The organism is Aeromonas sp. R7-5, assembly GCF_040908015.1.
GTDB classification, from domain to species: Bacteria; Pseudomonadota; Gammaproteobacteria; order Enterobacterales; family Aeromonadaceae; genus Aeromonas; species Aeromonas caviae.
On record NZ_JBFOCZ010000026.1, the window covers coordinates 497555 to 521661 of the forward strand.

A 24107-nucleotide genomic window follows, 5' to 3' on the forward strand; every position below is an offset into this window, starting at 1 on the left:
CTTCCTGTTCGATCTCAATTAAATCACCTGACCGGACGTTAACAGCCCGCGTCCCCCGCGGCAAGTTCGACAGTGGCACGACCGCGGGAGAGGGCAGCCTGGGTCAGGATGGGTCTGAAAAACAGACGCCGGGGAGTCCCCGGCGTCTGGCAATGGGGAGACACGCCTCAACCGTGGCGTTTGGCAAAGTCATCCATAAAGCTGACCAGGGCCTTGACCCCTTCCAGGGGCATGGCGTTGTAGAGGCTGGCGCGCATGCCACCGACGATGCGGTGTCCCTTGAGGGCCAGCAGACCGGCCGCTTCCGACTCCGCCAGGAACAGCTTGTCCAGGGCCTCGTTTTTCAGCTGGAAGGGCACGTTCATGCGGGAGCGGCAGGCCACATCCACCTTGTTGCCATAGAAGCTCGACTGATCGAGGTAGCCGTAGAGGAAGTCGGCCTTCTCCTTGTTGCGTGCTTCCATCGCCGCCAGGCCACCCTGCTCCTTGAGCCACTCGAACACCAGACCGGCCAGATACCAGGCGTAGGTGGGGGGCGTGTTGAACATGGAGTCGTTCTTGGCGGTGAGCTGGTAGTCGAAGATGGACGGCACATCGGCGCGGGCCTGGTTCAGCAGGTCATCGCGCACGATGGCGATGGCCAGACCAGAGGGGCCTATGTTCTTCTGGGCACCGGCGTAGAGGATGCCGAAGCGGCTCACGTCGAGGGGACGGGAGAGGATGGTGGAGGAGAGATCCGCCACCAGGGGCACATCGCCGGTGGCCGGGATGTCGAACATCTCGATGCCATCGATGGTTTCGTTCGGGCAGTAGTGTACATAGGCGGCATCGGCGCGAAATGCCGGCGTCGGCAGCAGGTGGGAGACCCCCTGCTCGTTCTTGGCTACCCCCTGGAAGGTCTGGATGTCACCGTATTTCTGGGCTTCATCCACGGCGCTCTGGGCCCAGACGCCGGTCACCAGGTAATCTGCCTTCTTGTTGGCGCCACCCAGCAGGTTCATGGGCACGGCGGAGAACTGGCCGCGGCCACCGCCGTGCATGAAGAGCACCTTGTAGTTGTCCGGCACCGCCAGCAGGTCGCGCAGGTCCGCTTCGGCCTTCTCGGCGACCGCCATATAGGGCTTGCCGCGATGGGAAAGCTCCATGACCGAGGCTCCCAGCCCCTGGAAATTACAAAATTCGCGCTGGGCGCGCTCCATGACTTCAACCGGCAACATGGCGGGGCCGGCGCAGAAGTTGTAAATCTGTTTGCTCATGACGCTTTCCGTGAATGGATGTGTGTGATCGGTGACTCGAACGTTTTTACACGACAGCCCCCCGTGGGGGCAAAGGCTTTTTGGGATCCAGCGCAACCTTTTGCCCTGGCGCCACCGGGCACCCATCAGACAAAAGCCCTGAACGGGCCAGGGCTTGCAGAGAATATGCATGGAAACGGGGGCGAGACAGCACGGACGGCTTTCTTCGCCCCTTTGTGGCAAATTTACAGCTTGGCGGTGAGCTCCGGCAGCAGGGTGAAGAGATCCCCCACCAGACCGTAGTCCGCCACCTGGAAGATGGGGGCCTCCGCGTCCTTGTTGATGGCGACGATCACCTTGGACTCCTTCATCCCCGCCAGATGCTGGATGGCGCCCGAGATGCCCACCGCGATGTAGAGCTCGGGGGCCACCACCTTGCCGGTCTGCCCCACCTGCAGGTCGTTGGAGACATAACCCGCATCCACGGCGGCCCGCGATGCCCCGACGGCAGCCCCCAGCTTGTCCGCCAGTGCGTCGATGAGGGCAAAGTGCTCTTTCGAGCCGAGCGCCCGCCCGCCGGAGACCACCACCCGGGCCGCCCCGAGCTCGGGTCTGGCGGAGCGCACCGCACGCCGCTCGATGAGCCGGGTACGGCAGCACACCTCGCCCACCGGCAGCGATTCCATCACGGCACGCTCCTCCCCGGACCCGGCCTTGGCGAACGCGGTGGGCCGCACGGTGAGCACCTTGATGGGGGCGCTGCTCGCCACCCGGGCGATGGCGTTGCCCGCATAGATGGGACGCAGGAAAGTGTCGGGCCCCTCGATGCCGGTCACCTCGGCGATCATCTCCACCCCGAGCCTGGCCGCCACTCGCGGCAGCAGATCCTTGCCCTGGCTGCTGGCCGCCATCAGGCAATGCTGGTAGTCCCTGGCCACCTCGGCGAGCAGTCTGTCTACCCCGTCGTTGAGCCCCTCCGCCAGCATGGGATGTTCCGCCAGCAGCACCCGGTTTACCCCCGTGAGGGCGGCGGCCTGTTCCCCCGCCTCCGTCAGCCCCTGTCCCAGCAGCAAGAGATGCACCTCGCCCCCCAGGCGCCCCGCCGCCGTGACCAGCTGGGCCAGGTTGTCGGCGATCCGCCCCTGATGATGTTCCGCAATCACAAGTACGCTCATGGCAGCACCTTCATGTCATCCATTGATCCCTTGCTCCCCGGGGCCGTTGCCCCATGCATGGCGCTCACGCCTGCGGGAGGCATCCCTCTCATGCCCCTGCCCATCAGAGCACCCGGGCTTCGTGCTTGAGCTTGTCCAGCAGCTCGTCCACCGAGCCCACCCTGATGCCGGCGCTGCGTACCGGCGGCGCCATCACCCCGAGCTGCCGTGTCTGGTCGGCCGGCACCACCCCGAGGGCGGCGAACGGCTGGCTCTCCAGCGGCTTGCGCTTGGCCTTCATGATGTTGGGGAGGGAGGCGAAGCGCGGCTCGTTGAGGCGCAAGTCCACGGTCACCACGGCGGGCAGCGCCATCCCGAGGGTCTCGAGGCCACCGTCTATCTCGCGGGTCACCTGCAATTCCCCCTCAACCAGCCTGATGGCGGAGGCGAAGGTGGCAAGCGGCCAGTCATTGAGGGCGGCGAGCATCTGCCCCACCTGGTTGTTGTCGGAATCGATGGACTGTTTGCCGAGCAGCACCAGGTCGGGCTGCTCCTGCCCGCACACCGTTTGCAGGGCCCGGGCCACGGTGAGCGGGGTCAGGGTCTCGCCGGTAACATAGTGCAGCGCCCGATCCGCCCCCAGCGCCAGGGCATGGCGCAACTGCTCGGCCGCCGCCTCGGGGCCGAAGGTCACCACCACCAGCTCGGATGCCACGCTGGCTTCCCGCAGCCTGACCCCCTCCTCCACCGCGATTTCACAAAACGGGTTGATGCCCATCTTCACATTGGCGAGCTCCACATCGGAGCCATCCCCCTTGACCCGGATCCTGACGTTGTAATCAACGACCCGTTTGACTGCGACCAGCAGCTTCATGGCGGTCATCCCTCATACCTGTTGTGTGGGTCCACCTTGTCGTCACTCACTTTTCTGCTGACAAAGTGGTTTACGTTTACGTAAACTACCAGCACTACCCTAGGCCAAGTCGAGCGCAGAGGCAAGATGGAACGCGAAGCAATGGAATTTGATGTCGTCATCATCGGTGGCGGCCCGGCAGGCCTGAGCGCCGCCATCGCATTGAAGCAGCAGGCACCGGCCCTCTCGGTCTGCCTGCTGGAGAAGGGTGCCGAGATCGGTGCCCACCTGATCTCCGGCGCCCTGCTCGATCCCGTCGCCCTCAGGGAGCTGCTGCCAGAGAGCTGGCAGGAGGCCCCCCTCGGCGTGCCGGTGACGGATGATCAGGTCCATCTGCTGCAAAGTGACAGCCGCTCCCTGCAGCTGCCCCACTGGGCGGTGCCACCCCGCATGCACAACGACGGCAGCCACATCATCAGCCTCGGCACCCTCTGCCGCTGGCTCGGCAAGCAGGCCGAGGCCCTCGGTGTCGAGATCTACCCGGGCTTTGCGGCGAGCACCCTCATCGTGGAGGAGGGCCGGGTACGCGGTGTGGTGACCGGCGATCTTGGCCTCGACAAGGAGGGCAACCCCAAGCCGGATCACGTGCCCGGCATGGCCCTGTATGGCCGCTATACCCTGTTTGCCGAAGGGGCGCGCGGCCACCTCGGCAAACAGCTGATCGCCCGATTCCATCTGGAAAATACCGCCCAGCCGCAGCATTACGCCATCGGCTTCAAGGAGCTGTGGCAGCTCCCTCCCGGCCAAGGCAAACCGGGCCGAGTGCTGCACGGCAGCGGCTGGCCCCTTGGGGAGGGAAAGGGCAACAAGAGTCAGGGGGGCTTCTATCTCTATCATCTGGCCCAGGATCAGGTGGCGGTCGGCCTTATCGTCGATCTCAACTACCAGAATCCCTGGCTCAGCCCCTTTGACGAATTCCAGCGTCTCAAGCACCACCCCCTCATCGCGGCAACGTTGCAGGGGGGCGAGCGCATCAGCTACGGCGCGCGGGCCATCACCAAGGGGGGCTGGCACTCATTGCCGCGCATGCACTTTCCCGGCGGTCTGCTCATCGGTTGTGACGCGGGCACCCTCGACTTCTCCCGCATCAAGGGGATTCACACCGCCATGAAGTCCGGCATGGTGGCGGCCGCGACGGTCGCCATGGCACTGCGAGGAGGGGATGAAGGGGGACGGGATCTGGCCGAGTTTCAGGACGCGCTGCTGCAAAGCTGGCTGACCCGGGAACTGAAGAGGGCCCGCAACGTCGGGGCCGCCCTGCACCGCTTCGGCCCCTGGCTCGGCGGCGCCTTCAACTGGCTGGAGCAGCGACTCTTTGCCTTGACCTCTCCTTTTACTCTGCTGGACAAGGAGCCGGATTACCGCCAGCTGCGCCTGGCCAGCCGTTGCCAGCCCATCGACTACCCCAAACCCGACGGCAAGCTCAGCTTCGACAAGCTCTCCTCCGTCTATCTGGCCAGCACCAGCCACGACGAGGATCAACCCTGTCACCTGACCCTTCAGGACGCGCGCATTCCGGTCGAGGTCAACCTGCCCACCTGGGCCGAACCCGCCCAGCGCTACTGCCCGGCGGGGGTGTTCGAGATCCTTGATGGGGATACCCGGCCAAGGCTGCAGATCAACGCCGCCAACTGCATTCACTGCAAAACCTGCGACATCAAGGATCCCAGCCAGAATATCGTCTGGACGCCGCCCCAGGGCGGCTCGGGCCCCAACTATCCCAATATGTAACAGGCTTGCCCACGCACACCAGAGCAGATAACAAGGAGATGCAGCCCCGGAACACCGCCCGGAGACCGTTTCCTGCGCTTGGCCGGGGGCTGTCGCAGGGAGCCCAGCAACCTGCCATTCCCGCCGGTGAGCCCGGGCCCTCCCCCACACCAGGGCGAACAAAGGAGGCGACGTCGGGATCGCCCGCATCGGGGTCGCCACGGCTGATCCGACCTCGCCGATTTTTTGAGCGAACAGGCTGAACCCCTGATGAATAGGCCCTGACAAGCGGGTCCCGCCCCTGTATAGTTCGCCGCATTCAGGTTGTCCATCGGCCTCGTTATGCTATTTCATGGGATCGCTTTCCGTGCGATCTAAGGCCGCATGAACCTGTGCAACCATCCCTGATTACCCATGACTTCTTAAGGGGGGACAGATGATCACCGCCTACATTCTCAACAACAAGGTGCTGGACATAGTCACGCTCGGGCCGGATGACATCGTTCCCGACAACACCGTCTGGCTGGATGCCTACAAGCCGGACACTGCGGAGCGAGAATGGTTGACGGGCCTGTTCCTGGAGGAGGTGCCGGACAAGGAGGAGCTCGATGACATCGAGGCATCCGCCCGCTTCTACTGGGACACCGACGGTCTGCACATCCACTCCCTGTTTCCCCAGCGCATCGGTCGCGACACCAAGGGTGTGCACGTCTCTTTTACCCTGCGCAACAACCTGCTGATCAGCATTCGCGAGGACGACATCGGCCTGGTGCGTCTGCTGCGCCACTACATGCGCCAGGACAGGCTGGAGGTCGAAGACGCCCTCGACATCCTGCTGGAGGTGCAGAACCTCAAGGTGGAGTATCTCTCAGACCTGATCGAGGATGGGTACAAGACCCTGGAGAACACGGCCGATCAGATCTTCGAGCCGGACCAGATCAACCCCATGCTCAAGGAGCTGATGGCCCAGGAAGAGGCCAACGGCCAGATCCGTCTCTCCCTGCACGATACCCGCCGCGCCCTGCGCTTCCTCAAACGCAGTCTGCGCCAGCGCATGACGGGGGAGCAGAACAAGTGGATCGACGAGATGCTGCACGACGTGGAATCCCTGCTGCCCCATACCCAGTTCCTGTTCGACAAGATCAACTTCCAGCTGGAGGCCTCCATGGGGGTGACCAATCTGGAGCAGAACAAGGTGATCAAGATCTTCTCGGTAGCCGCGGTGATCTTCCTGCCGCCGACGCTCATCGCCAGCATCTACGGCATGAACTTCGGCCGCATGCCGGAGCTCGCCTGGGAATACGGCTATCCCCTCTCCCTGGTGCTGATGGTGATGTCATCGCTGGGCACCGGTCTCTTCTTCAAGCGAAAAGGCTGGCTGTGACGCCGGAACCCGGCAACTAAAGACTGCGGATTGGGGGGCCTGGCCCCCCGATTAATTCCCGGCCGTTGCAGGCCTTGCAATGGCCTGCCCTGTGCCCCATATCCCCTTCATCACTCGCACTGCATGAATGGATACCGGGCCACCATGACCCTCTACCCCGAACACCGTTACGACGATCACGGCCAGTTGCGCCCCCCGCTCTGGTTCTGGCCCATCGCCCTCTTGCTGACCCGCTCGGTCTGGCTGTTTCTGATGGCAGGGGTCACCCGGGAGAGTGGCAGCGCCATCCTGACCCTCTTCTACCCGGACAAACTCACCCTCTATATCAGCCTGCTGACGGACGTGCCCGCCATGCTGGCGCTGCTCGCCTGCGGCGGCACCCATCGCCAGACCCACAGTGCCAGAGCCTGGCTCAGACGCCACAGCCGCGCCCTGCTGCTTTGCTCCACCGCGAGCGGCCTGGTGATGCAACTGCACAGCCTCAATCTGCAGCAGTGGTCGTTCAACTGGCCCACCGCCCTGGTGCTCATCGCCAGCCTCTGGGCGCTCTGGTATCTGCTGAGAAGCCGCCAGTTGCGGGATTACGCTCTGGATCAACCCCACTGACAGGCTGGTTCACTGGCGCGTGACCCGGATCTGCAGAGTCTGGCGTTCGCTGCCGCTGGCCCCGCCCATGCCTGATGGATTGGCGATCGCGGCCTCCCGGCTGCCTTGGGTTGTGGAAAGCTCCCCCACCGTCAGCCACTGGCCCGGGGCGCCGCTCACCTCGGTGGCACTCTGGCCGGTGTGTATGTTGCCCCGCTCCACTCTTGCCTGTTCACTGCTGAGGGCCACCTGCACCCTGTCCCCTATCAGGGTCGCGGTGGCGTAGAGGCCGTTCATCAGCGGCATCATGCCCACCACCCTTCCCCCCTGCCACTGGTAAAAGGTGACCGGCTGATAGGACCCCATCTGCAACAACACGGGCCGCCCGGAGAGGCCACGCACCTGCCAGTTGTCACTCTGGCTGCGTTCATAGTGCCGGGCATCCCCCTCCAGCAACCACTGCCGTTTGGCATCCAGGCCCAGCCCCACTCCGGCCTGCTGACGGCTGGAAGCGCCATCCACCCGCCACTCGATGAGCAGGCTTTGGGGCGGCTGGTTCACTTGCGCCAGGGTCCGCTCGGCCTCCTGCAACTGGGCGGGGGTTCCGCTCAGTACCAGCTGGTTGCCCATGGCGCTCACCCCGAGATCCGGATAGATCTCCTTGAGCGTCTGCACCGCGGCATCCGCCTCGAATACCGGTATGACCTTCACTTCGGCCCTCAGGGGCAATGCCAACAACAGGCAGCACCCCAGCCCCCAATACCCTGATCCAGCGCGCATCTTCTCCTCCCGGCGTTCACCGCCACCCTCTCGCTTCCTGCCATCATGGTCCATGGCGCCCCGATTGCAACGGGCCTGGTATGCAACCCCACACAGAGGCACCAGATAAAGACTCGTTAAGATACCAATCAATACAAATAAAAATGGTTATCATTTGTTGTCACAACAAAAGCCCTCGGATACAATTCGGACTCATTTTTTCGAGTCAGCCTCTGATGAAGCCAGAATCCGTCGCATCCACCCCTGCCGCCATCCACCTGGCGCTGCTCATCAACATGCTCTCCATGGGCTGCATGATGATGGTGATGCCCCTTGGCCCGGAACTGGTAACCCGCCTGGGGATGCTGCCGGAGCAGACAGGTTACTTCAGCGGCGGCGCCACCCTGGGCGCCGCCCTGCTGGGCCTCCTGGCCGCCCCCTGGCTCGATCGGGTCAACCGCAAACCCGCCCTGCTGGTACTGCTGGTCCTGCGCTTCCTGCTCTTGATGGCTTGCGCCCTGGCCGAGGATAGCCAGACCCTGCTGCTGCTCTTTATCCTGTCCGGCTGCGTGGCCGGCCCCCTGGGGGCCATCCTGATGGCGGCGGTGCTGGATCTGGTACCGCCCGCCGAGCGGGGCCGCCGTCTCGCCTACGTGGGCATGGCGTTTTCCCTGGCCGCCATTCTGATCGTGCCCGCGGCCCTCGTGCTGGCCCAGTGGTCTGGCTGGCAGAGCCCCTTCCTCTTGTTTGGTGCAGGCGGCCTGCTGCTGGCCCTGCTGTGTGCCATCTGGCTGCCGTCCCTGCCGGTCAACCGGGCCCCGGCAGGCCAGGGGATGCGCCAGTTGCTGGGGTCACCGCTCTGCCAGGGAGCCCTCTTCATCCTCTGCCTGCAGATGTTCGGCCACTTCCTGCTCATTCCGCACTTTGCCAACTACTTCCAGTTCAACCTGGGTTTCCCGCGCGAGCAGATCGCCAGCCTCTATCTGTGCGGCGGCCTTGCCAGCATGGCCACCATGCGCCTGTGCGGCGGCTGGATCGATCAGGGCCGCGCCCAGGGCGCCATCCTGCTCACCAGCCTGGCCCTGGCCCTGATCACCCTGGTGGGCTTTGCCTTGCCAGCAGGCCTGCCTCTCTATCTGCTGTTCACCCTCTTCATGGCCCTGAGCTCCGCCCGCGCCAGCACCACCCTCGCGGTCACGGCGGCCATTCCGGCCCCCCATCAGCGCGCCGCCTTCATGTCTTTCCAGGGCTCGGTCACCAATGTGGCGGCGGGCCTAGGCAGCCTGTTCTCCGCCAGATATCTGGTCTCCGACGAGGGGGGCGCCCTGCACGGTTTCCCCACCCTGGCCTGGATCAACATTGCGTGCACCCTGGTGGCCTGCGCCGGTATCTGGTTCCTCATACGGGGCCTGAAGCGCACAAGAGATAACAATAATCCTGCCTCTGGCACCGCCAGACAAGGAAGTCAGTGAGCACCGGATCAGAAGAATCCGGACCCCATAACCTCAGTTATATCCATGGAGTTTTTGACAATGCAGTTGCAGCACGGCCTCTTTAAACTGAACCCCATTCTGCTCTCCCTTGGTCTGCTGGCCGTACCGGGCCTGGCCCAGGCCGAGTCCGTCAAGGCCAACGAGACGGTGGTGGTCACCGCCACCCAGACCAAGCACACCGAGCTGACCGCCCCGGCCAGCGTCTCCGTGGTCACCCGCGCCGATCTGGACAAGATGAACGTCAACAACATCGGCGATGCCCTCAAGCACGTGCCCGGTGTCAACATCATCGGCACCAACCCCACGGGTCGCAACGAGATCAAGATCCGCGGCATGGGCGGTGACTACACCCTGCTGCTGGTCAACGGCAAGCGGGTCAACGCCCGCGAGACCCTGGGCAGCTCCTTTGGCAACGACTTCGACTTAAGCTCCATCCCCATGGCCGCCATCGAGCGCATCGAAGTGATCCGCGGTCCCGTCTCCTCCCTGTACGGGGCCGATGCCCTCGGCGGCGTGGTCAACGTGATCCTGCGCCAGGCCAAGGAGAACACCGAAGCGGCCGTCGGCTACACCCACACCATGCCCACCAAGGGGGATGGCGGGGATGCCAACCAGGGTAGCGCCTTCGTCTCCGGCGCCCTCATCGACAACAAGCTGCTGGGCAGCGTGGTGGTGGAAGGCTATCAGCGGGATCGCTGGAAGAGCGATCAGTCCAACAACCCGGATGCCGACGCCCTGGAGAAACGGGAAGTGGTCAACGTGCTCTCCAGCCTGAAGTGGCTGGTGGCCGACAACCAGGACATCGACTTCGATCTGGGTTACAACCAGAACGACATGGACAGCTACTTCAACAATGTGCCCCGTGCCCCGACCGCTCCGGCCACCCCCCACAACGTGCAAAAACTCGATCGCCTGAGTCTGGGGCTGACCCATAACGGCCGTTGGGAACACTTCGACAGCCGCGCTCGTTACTACTTCGAGCAGACCGATCTGATGGATGACTCCCAGCTCAACGGTGGCGCCGCCGACATCACCCAGACCAACAACACGGTGGATGGCCAGTTGAGCGGCTACCTCGGGGATCACCTGCTGACCTCAGGTGCAGAGTTCCGCAAGACCGAGCTGGAGCACAGCCGCAGCATCCAGAACGGCAGCGTGGATGCGAGCCAGAGCGCTCTCTACCTGCAAGACGAGTTCGGCTTTGGGGATCTGGCCCTGACGCTCTCCGGCCGTCTGGATCACCACGAGACCTATGGCAACGAGTTCAGCCCCCGTGCCTACGCCCTCTACTCCCTGAGTGACGAGTGGGTGATCAAGGGCGGCGCCGGCAAGGCGTTCAAGGCCCCGACCCTGGCCCAGTCTAGCGAAGGGTTCGCCACCACCGCCTGCCGCGGCGCCTGCAAGGTGATAGGCAACCCGGATCTGAAGCCGGAAACCTCCGTCAGCTACGAGCTTGGCACCGCCTACAACGCCGATCGCTTCGGCGCAGGCGTGACCGGCTTCCACAACGAGATCGAGGATCTGATCCAGAGCGATCAGTGGGGCCCGGGCTACCGTCCGACCGTCATGACCTACCTCAACGTCAAGAAGGCCCGCATCAAGGGGCTGGAGCTGACCGGCTGGTTCGACGTGCTGGACAACGTGCAGCTGACCGGCAACCTGACCCTGCTGGACTCCGAAGACAAGAGCACGGGTGACGATCTGGCCAAGACCCCGGATCACACCGGCAACATCGGCCTGGACTGGAAGGCGAGCGACGTGGTCAGCGCCAACCTGGCCTGGCAATATGTCGGCAGCCAGGTGATCAAGGTGCCGGCCCGCAACGCCCAGGCATTCACCTCCAAGCACTACCAGACACTGGACGTGAACACCAAGTGGACCGTCACCCCGGCCCTGGACTTCAAGCTCGGCATCACCAACCTCACCAACACCCAGCGTGACGAGGTGGCAACCGACGCCGACTTCATCCTGGAAGGTCGCACCGTCTACGCAGGGGTCGATTACAAGCTGTAATCCATCCTGTATGCGGGAGCCCCGGTCGCGGGGCTCCCTTTTTGCGTTTCTGCCTCCCCGAATTCAAGGAGTCATTGAGTGCTCAGATACCAAGCTCGGCTGTTCTGGCTCGGCGTGCTGCTCCTCTTCCTGCTGATTTGTCTGTCACTGGCCACCGGGGCCGGTGTCTATGGTGGCCGCGAGGTCGCCGGTTTCCTGATGGGCGATCCCGCCTTCGTGGCCGATGAAAAGCTCGCCATGATAGTCCATACCCTGCGCCTGCCCCGTACCCTGGCAGCCCTGGTGGTGGGGGCGTCACTCTCCCTGGCAGCCTCCATGCTGCAAAGTGCCACCCGCAACCCCCTGGCCGAACCCGGCCTGCTCGGGGTCAATGCCGGCGCCGTCTTTGCTCTGGTGATCGGCCTCACCTGGTTTGGCGTCGAATCCGCCTACGGGTATCTGCTCTGGTCCGGCATGGGGGCCCTGCTCGGCAACCTCATCGTGCTGGGCCTCGGCCTCATGGTGGGGCGCTCCAACCCCCTCAAGCTCATCCTGGTGGGGGTCGCCCTCTCCGCCACCTTCGGCGGTCTTTCCAACTTCCTGCTGCTCTCCAACCGGGTGGTGCTGGAGCAGTTCCGCTTCTGGAACTTAGGGTCCCTTGCCGCCTCCAGTCTGGAAGCGGTACTCACCGTGGTCCCCTTCGCCCTGGCCGCCCTGCTGCTGACCCTGGCGCTCTGTCGCCCTCTCACCCTGATGCAGATGGGGGATCACCAGTCCAGGGCCCTCGGCATCCGCCCCACCCGGGTGCGGATCGGCGTGCTCTTGGCCGCAACGCTCTTCACCGCCTGCGCCATCGCCATCGCCGGTCCCATCGGCTTTGTCGGCTTCCTCGCCGCCTACTGCGCCCGCCTGGTGGAGCCGGTTCGCCTCGCCATCCAGGTGCGCTTCTCCGCCCTGTTCGGGGTGCTCTTTCTGCTCGGTGCCGATGTGCTGGCCCGCTGGCTTATCCAGCCCTACGAGCTGCCCAACGGCGTCATTCTGGCGCTCATCGGGGCGCCCGTACTCATCCTGGTGGTGCGCAGCGGCGGTTTCCGCTCCCTGCTGGCCGTCAAATAAGGTGCCACGCCCATGAAGAACTCTCTCTCACTCCCGAGCGGCACCCTCTGCCTTCGCCTTGGCAGCCGCACCCTGTTGCTGCACCGCCGCGCCTGGCTCATCACCCTGGGGCTCCTGGTCACCCTCACCCTGCTCTCCCTGCTGGCCCTCACCCTGGGTTCCGGCAAGATCACCATGATGGGGGTGATCCAGACCCTGCTCGGGGAGGGAAGCCGACTCGATCAGGTGACCGTCTTCAAGATCCGACTGCCGCGCCTGTTGGCGGTGCTGGTGGCTGGCGCCGCCATGGGACTCTCGGGCTGCCTGGTGCAGACCCTGGTGCGAAACCGCCTCGCCACCCCGGACATGATCGGGGTCAACGAGGGGGCATCCCTTGCCATCATCATCTTCTCCCTCTATCTGACCCTGGGAACCTGGCCCTGGTGGGCCGCCCCCTTCGGCGCCCTGTTTGCCGCCGTCGTGCTCTATGCCCTGTGCAACAAGCCGGGAGAGCAGGGCTACCTGTTCGTGGTGATCGGCATCGGGGTCTCGGAGCTGATGAACGCCCTCGGCCAGTTCGTCATGTCCACCCAGTCCCTGGTGCACCTCACCAGCCTCTATCTGTGGAACATGGGCAACTTCGTCGGTCAGGGCTATGGCACCTTGCTGCCGGTAAGCCTGCTGCTCCTGCTCATCTGTCCCTGGAGCGTCTGTCTCTCCCGCTCCCTCGGCGTGCTGCGCCTGGGACCGGTCACCGCCCGTACTCTCGGGGTCAACGTGAACCGGGTCCAGCTCGGGGTGCTGGCCCAGGCCATCATCGTCGCAGCCCTTGGCACCGCCATTGGTGGCCCCGTGGTTTTCATCGCCATGGCGGCCCCCATCCTTGCCTCCTGGCTCAGCCGGGATCGCATCGTGCCGCTCTGGATTGCCGCTCTGTGCGGCGCCCTGATGCTGCTCGCCAGCGACACCCTGGTGCGGGTGCTGGCCAGCCCCCACGAGGTGGCTACCGGCATCATGACCCGCATTCTCGGCGGCCTGCTGCTGCTCTTCATCCTGCTCAAAGATCGCCAGAAGGCCGACTGACCATGGCATTCATCCATTTTCAATACAGACCGAGGGCCGCCCGATGACGCTCACCGTGAACCGACTCCAGTTCGGCTACCCGCAAAAGACCATCTTCAAGGAGATCTCCTTCTCCCTCCCCCGGGGCAAGCTGGTGGGGATCGTCGGCCCCAACGGCGGTGGCAAATCCACGCTGCTCAAGCTCCTTGCGGGACAGGAGCAGCCCCGGTCCGGGGAGATCCTGCTCAAGGAGAAGCCACTCGGTGCCTATGGCGCCAAAGCCCTGGCTCGGGAACTCGCCTATCTGCCCCAGCGTCCCCTGGTCCCCCCCGGTATCTTGGTGGAGCAGCTGGTGCAATACGGCCGCCATCCCCATCAGGGCTGGTTCAATCAGTGGAGCGAGGAAGATGCTCGCATGGTGGACTGGGCCCGGGAGCGGATGCAGCTCGATGCCATCTGGCACCAGAGTGCCAGTTCGCTGTCCGGTGGTCAGGCCCAGCGGGTGTGGCTCGCCATGGTGCTGGCCCAGGATGCGGACATCATCTTGCTGGACGAGCCCACCAGCGCGCTGGACATCGGCCACCAGACCGAGGTGATGGAAGCCATCCATCGGGTCGCCGCCGAGGGCAAGACGGTGCTTATCGTCATCCACGATCTCGCCACCGCCGCCCGCTACTGCGACGAGCTGATTGCCCTGGGGGATGGCGCCATCCAGGCCATGGGCCCGGCCCGGGAGGTGGTGACCAAGCCCCTCATCGATCGCCTCTACCAGACCGATGTGGACATACTGCACGCCCCCGGCGACGGGGCCCCTGTCATCGTGCCCCGCCGACGCGCTGACGAAGTGCCTCGCCTGCGCGCCGACCATGGCGTGTCGGCCTGAGCCATACCCTGTGCCAGAGAAAGAAACCGCCTGATGGCGGTTTCTTTCTCTGGGCTTTGCGTTGGCGTTATCCGGGCGCTGGCATCGTGCTCACAGCAGCAAGACGGTGAGCACGCCCCCCGGCAGGGCTTGCCAGTGCAGGGTGGCGCGCCAGCCGGCGGGCAGGGTCGGTGTCAGCGGGCATTTGAGCTCCAGGGTGAGAGTCTGCGCCGTCATGGCGAGCCAGCGGGCATCGAGAAAGTCAAAGTAGCGCCCCACCCGGGAATAGAGCCCCTTGAAGAGGCTCTCCTTGGCGGAAAAAACCAGAGTCAGTCCCTCTGCCAGGCTCAGCTGGGCGTCGTGAGCCCCCGCCTCCAGCCGTCCCCACTCCTCCCCATCCATGATGCCGGGCCAGAGCTGCGCCCCTTGGTCGCCATCGAGCCAGGCCTCCAGATCCAGCCCGATTCCCTCCTGGCCCGGGCGCACCGCACACAGGGCCACCCCCTCTCCCGCCAGCCGGCTGTGGCTGATGCTCCCCTCCACCCCTTCAGGCCAGAGCGGCTCCCGGGCCGCTCCGATGGCCACGCTGCATCCTGCAAGACCGAAGGGACGCAGGGCCTCACGGGCTGCGAGGCGCCCCGCCAGAAACTCCCCGAGGCGCTTGGGGGCAGCCCCCTGCAATGAAGCAGGCAGGGTGATGCCCTGGGCTCCAAAGCACTCCGGCGAGAAGGCGGCGGGATCAAAACAGACCCGATGAAGAGGCAGCGTCTCCAGGCCCGGCAGGCACAGGGTATCGGATTGACGGACAAAGGATCCATCGAGTGAGGGACAACGAGGCAACATGAAAGGCTCCTGACAGGGGCCTGCGATGGTACCAAAGCAAGCCGAGGTTATGCCACAAATACAAATGACAACGCTTCTCACTTGCTTTGTGGTAGCATGTCCCCGCCCATTCGGGGCTGGCCGGGTGGCTCTCAGGCACTTTCCACAGACTCCGGCCCACCGATTTCACCCATAAGGATGTCACCATGAAGATCTTCTCCCCGCTGGCCACCTTGCTCATGCTGGCCAGCCTGACGGGCTTCCAGGCCCAGGCGGGCAGCCGCCAGGTCATCGATGCCAACGGCCAGCCCCAGAGCGTCCCCGATGCGCCCCGGCGGGTCGTCGTGTTGAGCGAACTCGATCTCGACAGCGCCCTGACTCTGGGGGTGCAGCCGGTAGGCACCGTCAATGGACGCGGCCAGTCCACCCTGCCCCGCTATCTGCTGGACAAGGCGGGCAAGGAGATCGCCGTGGTCGGGGATCTGGACAACCCCAATCTGGAGACCCTCATCGATCTGGAGCCGGACCTCATCCTCACCGGCCAGACCAAGCCCGAGCTCCTGGCCCTGCTCAAGGAGATCGCCCCCACCGTCGTCACCGGCAACTGGGGCGAGCCCTGGAAAACCGTGTTCGACCGCAGCGCCGACGCGATGAACCGGGGGGCCGAGGCCAAGGCGTTCCTCACCCGGTATGAGGCCCGCCTGGCAGAGGCCCGCAGCAAGCTTGCCCAGCATCAGGGGGAACAGATGAGCATAGTGCGCTGGAACCCCAAGGGGCCGAGCTACATGCACGGCGGCACCTTTGCCAGCAGCGTGGTCACCGAGATGGGGCTCACCCGCCCCTCCCACCAGATTGGCGACAAGAGCCCCCACTCCCCGGCCCTGAGCCTCGAATCCCTCAACCTGCTGGACGGTGACTGGCTGGTGATCGGCACCCTCAGCACCAGCGGGGATGCGGTGGATGCCATGAAGCAGGCCGAGCAGACCCCGGCCTTCCAGCAACTCGGCGCCATCAAGGGCAAGCGCTTCGGCGCCGTGGACGGGTCACTCTGGACCTCCACCGGCGGCCCCCAGGCGGCCCTCAAGGTGATCGACGACGTCGAGCGCCTGCTCACCAAACCGGATGCCGCCCCCATCGCTCACTAAGCCCCCTCGGTTTACAGCCAACAAGAAGCCCGCATGATGCGGGCTTCTTTTTTATCCATCGCTCTTACCATCCGGCAAGGCCGCCTACTCGGGCAATGGCAGCGCCTTTCTGTCGAGCTTGCCGCTCCCGGTCTTGGGCAGGGCATCCAGCAGGATGAGCCGCGCCGGCACCATGTAGTGCGGCAGCGTCGCCTGCAACCCCTTGCGCAGGGCGAGGCGATTGAGGGTCACCCCGCTTTTCGCCTCCACGTAGCCCACCAGCATGGCCTCGTCCCCCTCACCCACCAGACGCACCGCCGCCTCCTGCACCCCGACCTGGCGGCGCAGTCCCGCCTCAACCTCGCCGAGCTCGATGCGAAAACCGCGCAGCTTGACCTGATCGTCGCGTCGCCCCAGATAGAGGAAGCGGTCCGCCCCCAGCCGCCGCACCCGATCACCGGTGCGATAGAGGCGATGGGTGGCAAGGCGCAGGAAGGCGGCGCTGGTCAAGGCCGGCTTGCGCCAGTACCCCTCGCACAGGGCCGGGCTCTCGATGCAGAGCTCGCCGCACTCCCCCTCTGCCACCGGCTGCCCCGCCTCGTCCAGCACCCAGTGCCGATAGCCGGGCAGGCTGTGGCTGATGGTGATCTGACCATCGACCGGTGGCCAGCGCACCTCGCTCACCAGGGACCAGACGGTGGCCTCGGTCGGCCCATAGCAGTTCCACAGCCGCCGGGTGCGGGCACAGAGCTGCTCGGCCAACCCTGAGTCCAGCGCCTCGCCACCGCACAGGGCTGTGAGGGTATTGCGCCCCTGCCAGCCCGCTTTAAGCAGCATGCGCCAGCAGGCCGGGGTCGCCTGCAGCCAGTTGATGGAGGGGTCGGCCTCGAGCAAGGCCTGCATCCCCAGGGGATCCTTGTTGTGCTCGCCGCCGGCCACCGTCAGCCGGCCACCGCCCCAGAGCGGCCCCAGCATCTCCAGCAGGGAGATGTCGAAGGCCGGGGTGGTGATAAAGAGCCAGTGGCAGCCAGGTGAAAGCCCGAGCCGCTCGCGGATCCCGTCGAGGAAGCAGAGCAGGGCCCGCCGGCTGATGACCACCCCCTTGGGCTCGCCGGTGGAGCCCGAGGTGAACATCATGTAGGCAGCCAGGGCGTCATCCACCTGGGGCCAGGAGACGGCCCCTGCCGCTGCCGGCCCATCGAGGGTACGCAGCGGACAGCCGAAGGCGGGGGCCGGTCTGTCGCCGTCGCAGATCACCGCCGACAGGCGCGCCTGACGGGCGATCCCCTGCAGCCGCTCCACCGGAAAATCCGGCTCAAGGGGCACGAAGGTGAGGCCGAGCCGCAGGCAGGCCAGCAGGCTGGCCACCAGATCGGGGCTGCGGGAGAGATAGAGGCCGACCCGCTCCCCCACCGCCAGCCCCTGCAGGCGGGCGGCAATCTGGGCCACCCGATCATTGAGCGCGCCATAGCTAAGCCACTGCTCATCTGATCCGCCCTCACTGATGCTCTCCCCGCCCATACGGATGGCGGGGGCCAGCGGAGTGGCGGCCAGATAGGCCGCCAGCCGCGCGCCCAGGTTGGCCGCCCCCTCACGGGGGGCAGGCCGGGTTTGCACGAGCGGAGCCTTATGCTTGATGGTCACTGTCATAGCGCGACCTCCGTTTGGCGCACCAGCCAGTGCCGATAGAGCCGGCTGGGAGATGGATGGGCCTTGAGCATCTGCAGGGTGAGCGGCGCCCGATCCTGCGCGAACGCCTCGTTGAGGGCCGCCAGCAGGGCGAGCTGCTGCACCGAATCCACCCCGAGCTCACACAGGGTCTGCTGCCAGATGCCGGGCACGCCGCACTGGCGCTCCCACAGGGCCACCAGCTTGCGGGCCTCGGCTGGCGGTTGCGTCAGGCCGGGTTCAGCTCTGGTGGCGGCCACCTGCGGCATCACCGGGGGCTGTGCCGTCGCCACCACGCTGGCCGGCTGGCCCAGATCCGCCTGCGCCAGCCAGCCAAGCTCGGCCAGCCAGTCAACCAGCACCGCCTCGGCCCGGGCCTCGGGGATCTGCTCGCCGTCGAACTCGAGGCGCAGTTGGAGCGTCTCACCCCGGCTGCTGACCACCAAGGAGAGCGGCAGCTCCACCTTCTCCACCACGGCACCGAACTGCGGCACCAGCTGGTGGGGTTCGGGAGCGACAGGGGCCGCCGGCATGGGGTAGTTCTCGAACACGAACAGGCTCTGGAACAGACGTGCCCGGCCTTTGGTCAGTGCCGCCAGCGACTGGGTGCCGTGCTCATTGAGTGCCATCAGGTCGGTCTGCAACAGGGCGATATGCTCGGCCAGGGTCAACTCGGTGCGCCACGCCAGGGCCAACGGCAGGCTGTTGATATAGAGCCCGACGCTCGCGGTGATCCCCTCGATGGGGTAATCCCGGCCCGGGGTCACGTTGCCCACCAGGGTGACGGCATCGCCAGAGCAGCGTGCCAGCAGACGGTGCCAGGCATATTGGGCCAACAGGCCCGCGGTCACGCCAAGCTCGCGAGCACGATGGGCGAGCAGGGTCGCCACCTCGGCCGGCAGCGCCGTGGCGCACACAGCCGGTCGCTGCTGGGTATGGCGCCCGCTTGAGCCTGCGTCCAGCGTCACCCCGAACAGGCAGGCGAGATCGTTGGGCGTTGCCAAGAGCTCGCCTCGCCCCTGCCAGTAGGCGTCGGCGCTGCGGGCTTGGCTCGCAATATGGCGGCCAAATTCGAGCCAGGCGGTATCCGGCTCGGCTTGTGGCAGCAGGCCGTTCATCAGCGCCTGATAGCTGCGATGCAGGGAACCCAGCAACACGGGGCCGCTCCAGCCATCCAGCACGCCGTGATGGGCGCTGAAGATCACCTTGTGGTGATCGGGGGCCAATTTGAAGCAGGCAAGGCGCAGCAGGGGGGCCTGCTCGAGCGGGATCGGGCTGGCCAGATCCTGCTCGCGATAGGCCTGGACCCGTGCCTCTGCATGTTCCACTTCAGACAAGTCCTCATAGTGGAATGGCAACTCGGCGCGCTTGAGGATGCGCTGGAGCGCGACCCCGTCCGCCAGTACCAGTTCGCTGCGAAGGGCCGGCCAAAGGGCGATCTGCCCCTGCCAGGCCTGACGGTAGACCGCCACGTCCAGCGGCTGGTGATAGTCCATCTCGGTCTGCAGGTGATAGGCGTGATCCCGGGGCAGCAACGCCCTGTGATGGAACATGCTCTGCTGCAAGGAGGTCATGGGCAGCAGGGTCTCCACTTCGCACCCGGCCAGCACCTGGTCCAGCGCAGATTGGGATAGGCCAAGCCCCGGGAAGTCGCTCGGGGTATGGCGCGGAGCCTTTAGGTTGCAGCAGTGCTCCACCAGCGCCGTCAGGTTGTCCGCCAGCCGCGCCATCAAGGCGTCGCTCCCTTGCTGGTTGAGGGCGCCGACCTGGCGCAAGGTGAGGCGACCGTTGTAGACGCCCCCGTGCAGACTGACCAGCTCCCGCGGCAGGTTGTCAGGGGATGTAGGTGCCCCCGGCGCCAGCGGCAGGGGTTGCCAGGGTTGAGCGGCCTCGCCCTGATGGCTGACCCCCAGGTAATTGAAGACCACCAGGGCTTCGGGCAGTGCCCAGCCACGTGGGTGGTGCAGCCGCAAGGCGTTGAAGCCCACCCCCTTGTCCGGTACGGCGCGCAGCTGCTCCTTGGTGGCGCACACCAGCGCATCCCACCCCCCGGCATCTGCCAGCGCCAGCGGGTAGGTGCTGGTGAACCAGCCCAGGGTTCGGCTCACGTCCAGTTCCGCATCGATGGCCTCGCGGCCGTGTCCTTCCAGCATCACGCAGTGACGGCTGCCGTAACCCTGCTCGCTCAGGGTACGGGTCAGGGCCGCCAGCAGCAGGTCGGGCACCCGGGTGAAGTAGGCCTGGTTGGCGGAGTCGATGAGACGGGCCGTGGTCTCCTGACTCAGTTGCAGCAGGCTGGCGGCGGCGCGGCCATCGACGGAACGCGCCGCCTCCAGCAGGTGACCCTGGCTGCCTTCCCCCTGAGCCAGCCAGAAGCCAAGCTGATCCTCTTCCCGTTTGGCGTAGGCCGCCAGCCCTTCACCCCACTGGCGATAGCTGCTGCCCTTGGCGGGCAGCGGCTCGCCCCTGCTCACCCGTGCCAGATCCTCGGCCAGGATGCGCCAGGAGACCGCATCGATCACCAGGTGATGGAAGGCGAGGAAGAGCCCCTCCACCGTCTCGCGATCGCCCTCCCGCTCACCTTCCAGAGAGAGATTGCGCAGGCGGGCCCAGGCCAGGGTGTGGCCGCTGGCAGGGTCGAGCTCTCCCTGCAGCTCGGTCAGGCGGGCCTGCAGCTCGGTCTCATCAAGATTGGCGGCATCCAGGGTCGGCAGCGGCGGCAATGGCAGTTCGGCCAGGTAGCGCTGGCCAGTCGGGGTCACCGCCAGGCGCAGGGCATCGTGGTGCTGGCGCAGGGCATTCAGCCAGCCTCGCAGGTCCTCATCGTCCACCCCGGCCGGCAGGCGCAGGATCACCCCCTGGTTCCAGTGACCGGGCTTGGCAAAGCCCTGCTCGAAGAACCAGTGCTGAATGGGGTGGAGCGGGAACTCGCCGGTCAGGCTGCCCTGCTCGCTCCTGTGGCTGATCGCCTGCTGCTGGCCGAGCTGGCGGCAGAGGCGGCGTACCGTCTTGGCTTCGAACACGTCCTTCACGCTGCAGTGCAGCCCCGCATCCCGCAACCGGGTGGTGAGCTGGATGCTGAGGATGGAGTCACCGCCCAACCGGAAGAAGTCATCCTCCACCCCGAGCGGCTGCTTGAGCACCCCTTGCCAGATGGCGAGCACGGTCTGCTCCAGTTCGTTTTGCGGCTCGCCCTTGCTCTGCTGCCAGACGATGGCGGGCAGGCGGCGCAAGTCCAGCTTGCCGTTAGGGGTGAGCGGCATCTCGGGCAACCAGCAGAGGCGCGCCGGCACCATGTATTCGGGCAGGCACTCGCCGGCCCGCTGCAGCAGGGCATCGCCGTCAGGCTCCCTGGCCCCGGCCTGCAAACAGGCGTAAGCGAGCAGGCGCCCCTCCTGCACCACCACCTTGATCTGGCGAATGGCCGGGCACAATTCGGCAAGCCGGGTCTCTATCTCACCCGGCTCGATGCGATAGCCGCGCAGCTTGATCTGCTCGTCTATCCGGCCCAGATACTGGATGTTGCCGTCGCGGCGCAGCAGGGCCCGATCGCCGGTGCGATAGAGGCGATGGGTACGTGCCGCCAGTGTCAGCTCGATAAAGGCTTCCTGAGTGCGCTCTGGCAGATTGAGGTAGCCACGGGCCAGCCCCAGCCCCGCCAGGCAGAGCTCGCCGGGGACCCCCACCGGGCAGAGGTTGCCCGCCTCGTCCAGGATCAGAGCCTTCAGGTTGTTGACGGGGCGACCGATTGTGATGGGCTCTCCCGGGGTGAGCCGCGCGCAGAGCGCGGTGACGGTGCACTCGGTCGGGCCGTACATGTTGAAGAGGGCCACCCGCTCCCCCCAGCGCTCCACCAGGGTGCTCGGGCACGCCTCGCCGCCAAAACCGATGGCCTTGAGGGAGCCGAGATCCGCCGGGGGCAATAGATTTGCCAACAACGCCGTGGGCAGGATCATGTGGCTGGCACCGCAAGCGATCGCGGCACCGATCACCCCCTCGCCCGGCTCGCCGAAGTGCAGGGCCGCGCCGCAGTAGAGCGGCAGCAAGCTGGTCATGTTGCCGGCATCGAACGAGAGGGACATGCAGTTGAACATGGCCCCGTTATGATCAAGGGCGATGCGCTCACCGTGATCTGCCATCAGATTGACCAGGCTGCCCTGCTCCACCATGACCCCCTTGGGCAGGCCGGTGCTGCCGGAGGTGTAGATGATCTGGGCGAGCATGGCGGCGTCCCGAGGCAGTGCAGGCGTGCTGGCTGGCATCTTGTCCAGCGCCAGCCCGTGCAGATCGTGATATTCGGCCGTCGTGCCCGCCAGCGCCTCGCCAAGGCGCGGGTCCGGCACGCCCCCCAGCACCAGGCTGATGGATGCATCAGTGAGGATATGGGCCAGCCGCTCGGCGGGATAGGCAGGGTCGAGGGGCACATAGGCCGCCCCCGCCTTCCAGCAGGCGAGCAGGGCGATGACGAAGGCCACATCGCGTCTGGCCTGGATGCCGATGGCGGCGCCCGGGGTGACGCCGCGAGCCTGCAACCAGTGGGCCAGCCGGTTGGCTCGCACCTCCAGCTCGCCATAGGTCAACGATTGCGCGCCGTCGCTGACCGCCAACGCGTCCGGCAACTGAATAGCGCGCCGCTCGATATGACAGAGCAGGGTGTCGCGGCTCGGGTAATCCCGCGGCAGGTCGGCAAGCTCGGCGGCCAGCGCAGCCCGGTCGGTGCCCGCCTCCAGCGGCAACTGCCAGATGTCGGTCTCGGGGGCCGCCACCACGGCGCGCATCAGGTGCAGCAGGCGATCGGCGTAGGCCTGGATGGTCTCTCGCTCGAACAGGGCGGTGGCGAACAGCCAGTCCACCCTGACGGAGTCCATCAGCTCGGTCACCTTGACCGAGATGTCGGTCTTGGCCGGCAGCACCGGCGAGGTCTCCTCCACCAGCTGGCAGCCGGGGATGAGATCGTTGAAGTCCACCTTGGCCTGATAGACCAGCATGATCTGGAAGATGGGGTTGATGGCGGTGGTGCGATCCGCGCCGATGGCCTCGGCCAGCGCCTCGAAGCGGTAGAGCTGGTGATCGAAGGCCGCCAGATCCTCCTCCCGGCACTGCTGCAGATAGTCGACAAAGCTGGGCTTGCCGCTGAGTTGAGTGCGCAGCACCAGGGTGTTGACGAAAAAGCCCACCAGGGACTCGATCTCGTGGCGCTCGCGATAGGCGAGCGGGGTGCCGATCACCACTTCCTTCTCGCCGCTCTGGCGCACCATCAGCAGGGCAAACAGGGCGTGCAGACCGATGAAGTTGGAGGTGCTGTGGCGCTGACAGAGGCGCTTGAAACTCTCCCACAGGTCGCTCTCGATGGTGGAGAAGACCAGCTCGCCGCCGCTGTCCTGATGGGCCGGGCGCGGCTTGTCGAGCGGCAGACCGTGCACCTCGGGGCTGCCACCGAGCCGATCAACCCAGAACGGTTTGAACTCGGCGTGATAATCGAGAAAACGGTCCGAGTTGAACCAGCGGGCATAGTCGATATAGGTGAGCGGCAGTTCGCTCACCTGCAGGGGCTCGCGGTTCTGATGGGCAAGAAAGGCGCGCTTGAGATCCGCGAACATGTTCTTGACCGACCAGCCGTCGGAGATGATGTGGTGCTGGGTGATCAGCAGCACGTGCTCGCGGCTGCCGAGCCGGATCAGGTGCACCCGACTGAGATCCCCCTGGGTCAGGGAGAAGGGGCGGCCTATTTCTTCGCGCACCCGGCGAGCCACATAGGCCTCCCGCTCAGCAATGGGCTCTGCGCTGACATCCTCTATCTGCAGCGTGAAGGGCGTGTGGGGCAGGATCTCCTGGGCCCCCCTGCCCGCCTCGTCCTTGATGAAGCGGGTGCGCATGCTGGGGTGGCGGGCAAACAGGTGGTCGAAAGCAAACTCCAGCGCCGCCGTGTCCAGCTCTCCCTTGACGCGAAAATAGACCGGCATGTTGTAGAGGTGGGAGGCCTCCTCGTACTGCTCGATAAACCAGAGCCCGCTCTGGGACGAGGAGAGCGGCCCCTGCCGGGCGCCCTCGGTGGCGATAGGTTCTTCGAAGGCGGCGCGGGCCGCCAGGCAGCGCACCAGCTCATCCTTGTGGGCCTTGATGGTGGCGCCGATGGCCGGTGTCACCGCCTCCTTGCTCGACTGGGAGATAAGCTGGCCCTTGTCGTTCAAAGCCAGCTTCACTCCCTGCCGTTCCAGCTGTTTCAACAGCAAAATCATATTGTTCATC

The 24107-nt window shown here is 65.6% G+C and carries 16 protein-coding genes; 9 read left to right on the forward strand and 7 right to left on the reverse strand.

What is annotated here, in order from left to right; all coding sequences use genetic code 11:
• Positions 1–167: 167 nt before the first annotated feature.
• The 3 genes from serC to AB5Y53_RS10820 form a co-directional block, all read right to left on the reverse strand.
• The gene (serC, locus tag AB5Y53_RS10810) at positions 168–1256 is read right to left on the reverse strand and encodes a 3-phosphoserine/phosphohydroxythreonine transaminase (protein WP_010674452.1); all 1089 of its coding nucleotides are present in this window, start codon (positions 1254–1256) and stop codon (positions 168–170) included.
• A gap of 224 nt (positions 1257–1480) precedes the next feature.
• On the reverse strand, positions 1481–2410 hold the full coding sequence (locus AB5Y53_RS10815) for an electron transfer flavoprotein subunit alpha/FixB family protein (RefSeq protein ID WP_368181958.1): 930 nt from the start codon (positions 2408–2410) through the stop codon (positions 1481–1483).
• A gap of 103 nt (positions 2411–2513) precedes the next feature.
• Positions 2514–3263, reverse strand: a complete 750-nt coding sequence (locus tag AB5Y53_RS10820; RefSeq protein ID WP_368181959.1) for an electron transfer flavoprotein subunit beta/FixA family protein — start codon at positions 3261–3263, stop codon at positions 2514–2516.
• Between the two features lie 126 nt (positions 3264–3389).
• On the opposite strand from AB5Y53_RS10820, the gene AB5Y53_RS10825 reads away from it, so the two are divergent.
• The 3 genes from AB5Y53_RS10825 (at position 3390) to AB5Y53_RS10835 (ending at position 7002) form a co-directional block, all read left to right on the forward strand.
• Positions 3390–5033 carry an electron transfer flavoprotein-ubiquinone oxidoreductase gene (locus AB5Y53_RS10825; protein ID WP_368181960.1) on the forward strand — a complete coding sequence of 548 codons (1644 nt, stop codon included), beginning with the start codon at positions 3390–3392 and terminating at the stop codon, positions 5031–5033.
• 415 nt (positions 5034–5448) lie between these two features.
• Complete coding sequence (gene corA / locus AB5Y53_RS10830) at positions 5449–6396, forward strand: magnesium/cobalt transporter CorA (RefSeq protein WP_005301617.1); 948 nt, start codon at positions 5449–5451, stop codon at positions 6394–6396.
• A gap of 144 nt (positions 6397–6540) precedes the next feature.
• Positions 6541–7002: a DUF2919 domain-containing protein gene (locus tag AB5Y53_RS10835; RefSeq protein WP_043155869.1), complete on the forward strand. Its 462-nt coding sequence runs from the start codon at positions 6541–6543 to the stop codon at positions 7000–7002.
• A gap of 9 nt (positions 7003–7011) precedes the next feature.
• Here AB5Y53_RS10835 and AB5Y53_RS10840 read toward each other — a convergent pair whose 3' ends face one another.
• Positions 7012–7761 carry a hypothetical protein gene (locus tag AB5Y53_RS10840; RefSeq protein ID WP_103259986.1) on the reverse strand — a complete coding sequence of 250 codons (750 nt, stop codon included), beginning with the start codon at positions 7759–7761 and terminating at the stop codon, positions 7012–7014.
• A gap of 215 nt (positions 7762–7976) precedes the next feature.
• Between AB5Y53_RS10840 and AB5Y53_RS10845 the strand changes: the two genes are divergently transcribed.
• The 5 genes from AB5Y53_RS10845 (at position 7977) to AB5Y53_RS10865 (ending at position 14265) form a co-directional block, all read left to right on the forward strand.
• Positions 7977–9212, forward strand: coding sequence for an MFS transporter (locus tag AB5Y53_RS10845; protein WP_368181961.1), 1236 nt, complete (start codon positions 7977–7979; stop codon positions 9210–9212).
• Positions 9213–9272: 60 nt separating this feature from the next.
• A complete protein-coding gene (locus AB5Y53_RS10850; protein WP_042017256.1) occupies positions 9273–11246 on the forward strand; it encodes a siderophore amonabactin TonB-dependent receptor in 1974 nt (657 codons plus the stop codon).
• A gap of 78 nt (positions 11247–11324) precedes the next feature.
• Positions 11325–12341, forward strand: coding sequence for an amonabactin ABC transporter permease subunit 2 (locus tag AB5Y53_RS10855; protein ID WP_010674444.1), 1017 nt, complete (start codon positions 11325–11327; stop codon positions 12339–12341).
• A gap of 12 nt (positions 12342–12353) precedes the next feature.
• Complete coding sequence (locus AB5Y53_RS10860; protein WP_368181962.1) at positions 12354–13403, forward strand: amonabactin ABC transporter permease subunit 1; 1050 nt, start codon at positions 12354–12356, stop codon at positions 13401–13403.
• Between the two features lie 43 nt (positions 13404–13446).
• On the forward strand, positions 13447–14265 hold the full coding sequence (locus AB5Y53_RS10865; RefSeq protein WP_010674442.1) for an amonabactin ABC transporter ATP-binding protein: 819 nt from the start codon (positions 13447–13449) through the stop codon (positions 14263–14265).
• Positions 14266–14355: 90 nt separating this feature from the next.
• On the opposite strand, the gene AB5Y53_RS10870 is transcribed toward AB5Y53_RS10865, so the two are convergent.
• Complete coding sequence (locus tag AB5Y53_RS10870) at positions 14356–15087, reverse strand: 4'-phosphopantetheinyl transferase (RefSeq protein WP_368181963.1); 732 nt, start codon at positions 15085–15087, stop codon at positions 14356–14358.
• Positions 15088–15272: 185 nt separating this feature from the next.
• Here AB5Y53_RS10870 and AB5Y53_RS10875 point away from each other — a divergent pair, with 185 nt between their 5' ends.
• Positions 15273–16211 carry an iron-siderophore ABC transporter substrate-binding protein gene (locus tag AB5Y53_RS10875; RefSeq protein ID WP_322131550.1) on the forward strand — a complete coding sequence of 313 codons (939 nt, stop codon included), beginning with the start codon at positions 15273–15275 and terminating at the stop codon, positions 16209–16211.
• A gap of 84 nt (positions 16212–16295) precedes the next feature.
• Here AB5Y53_RS10875 and amoH read toward each other — a convergent pair whose 3' ends face one another.
• Positions 16296–17840 (reverse strand): amonabactin biosynthesis glycine adenylation protein AmoH, encoded by a 1545-nt coding sequence (gene amoH, locus AB5Y53_RS10880; RefSeq protein ID WP_368181964.1) that lies wholly within the window; start codon positions 17838–17840, stop codon positions 16296–16298.
• A complete protein-coding gene (gene amoG, locus AB5Y53_RS10885; protein ID WP_368181965.1) occupies positions 17837–24106 on the reverse strand; it encodes an amonabactin biosynthesis non-ribosomal peptide synthetase AmoG in 6270 nt (2089 codons plus the stop codon). Before amoG ends, amoH begins: the two co-directional genes overlap by 4 nt.
• Position 24107: the final 1 nt, after the last annotated feature.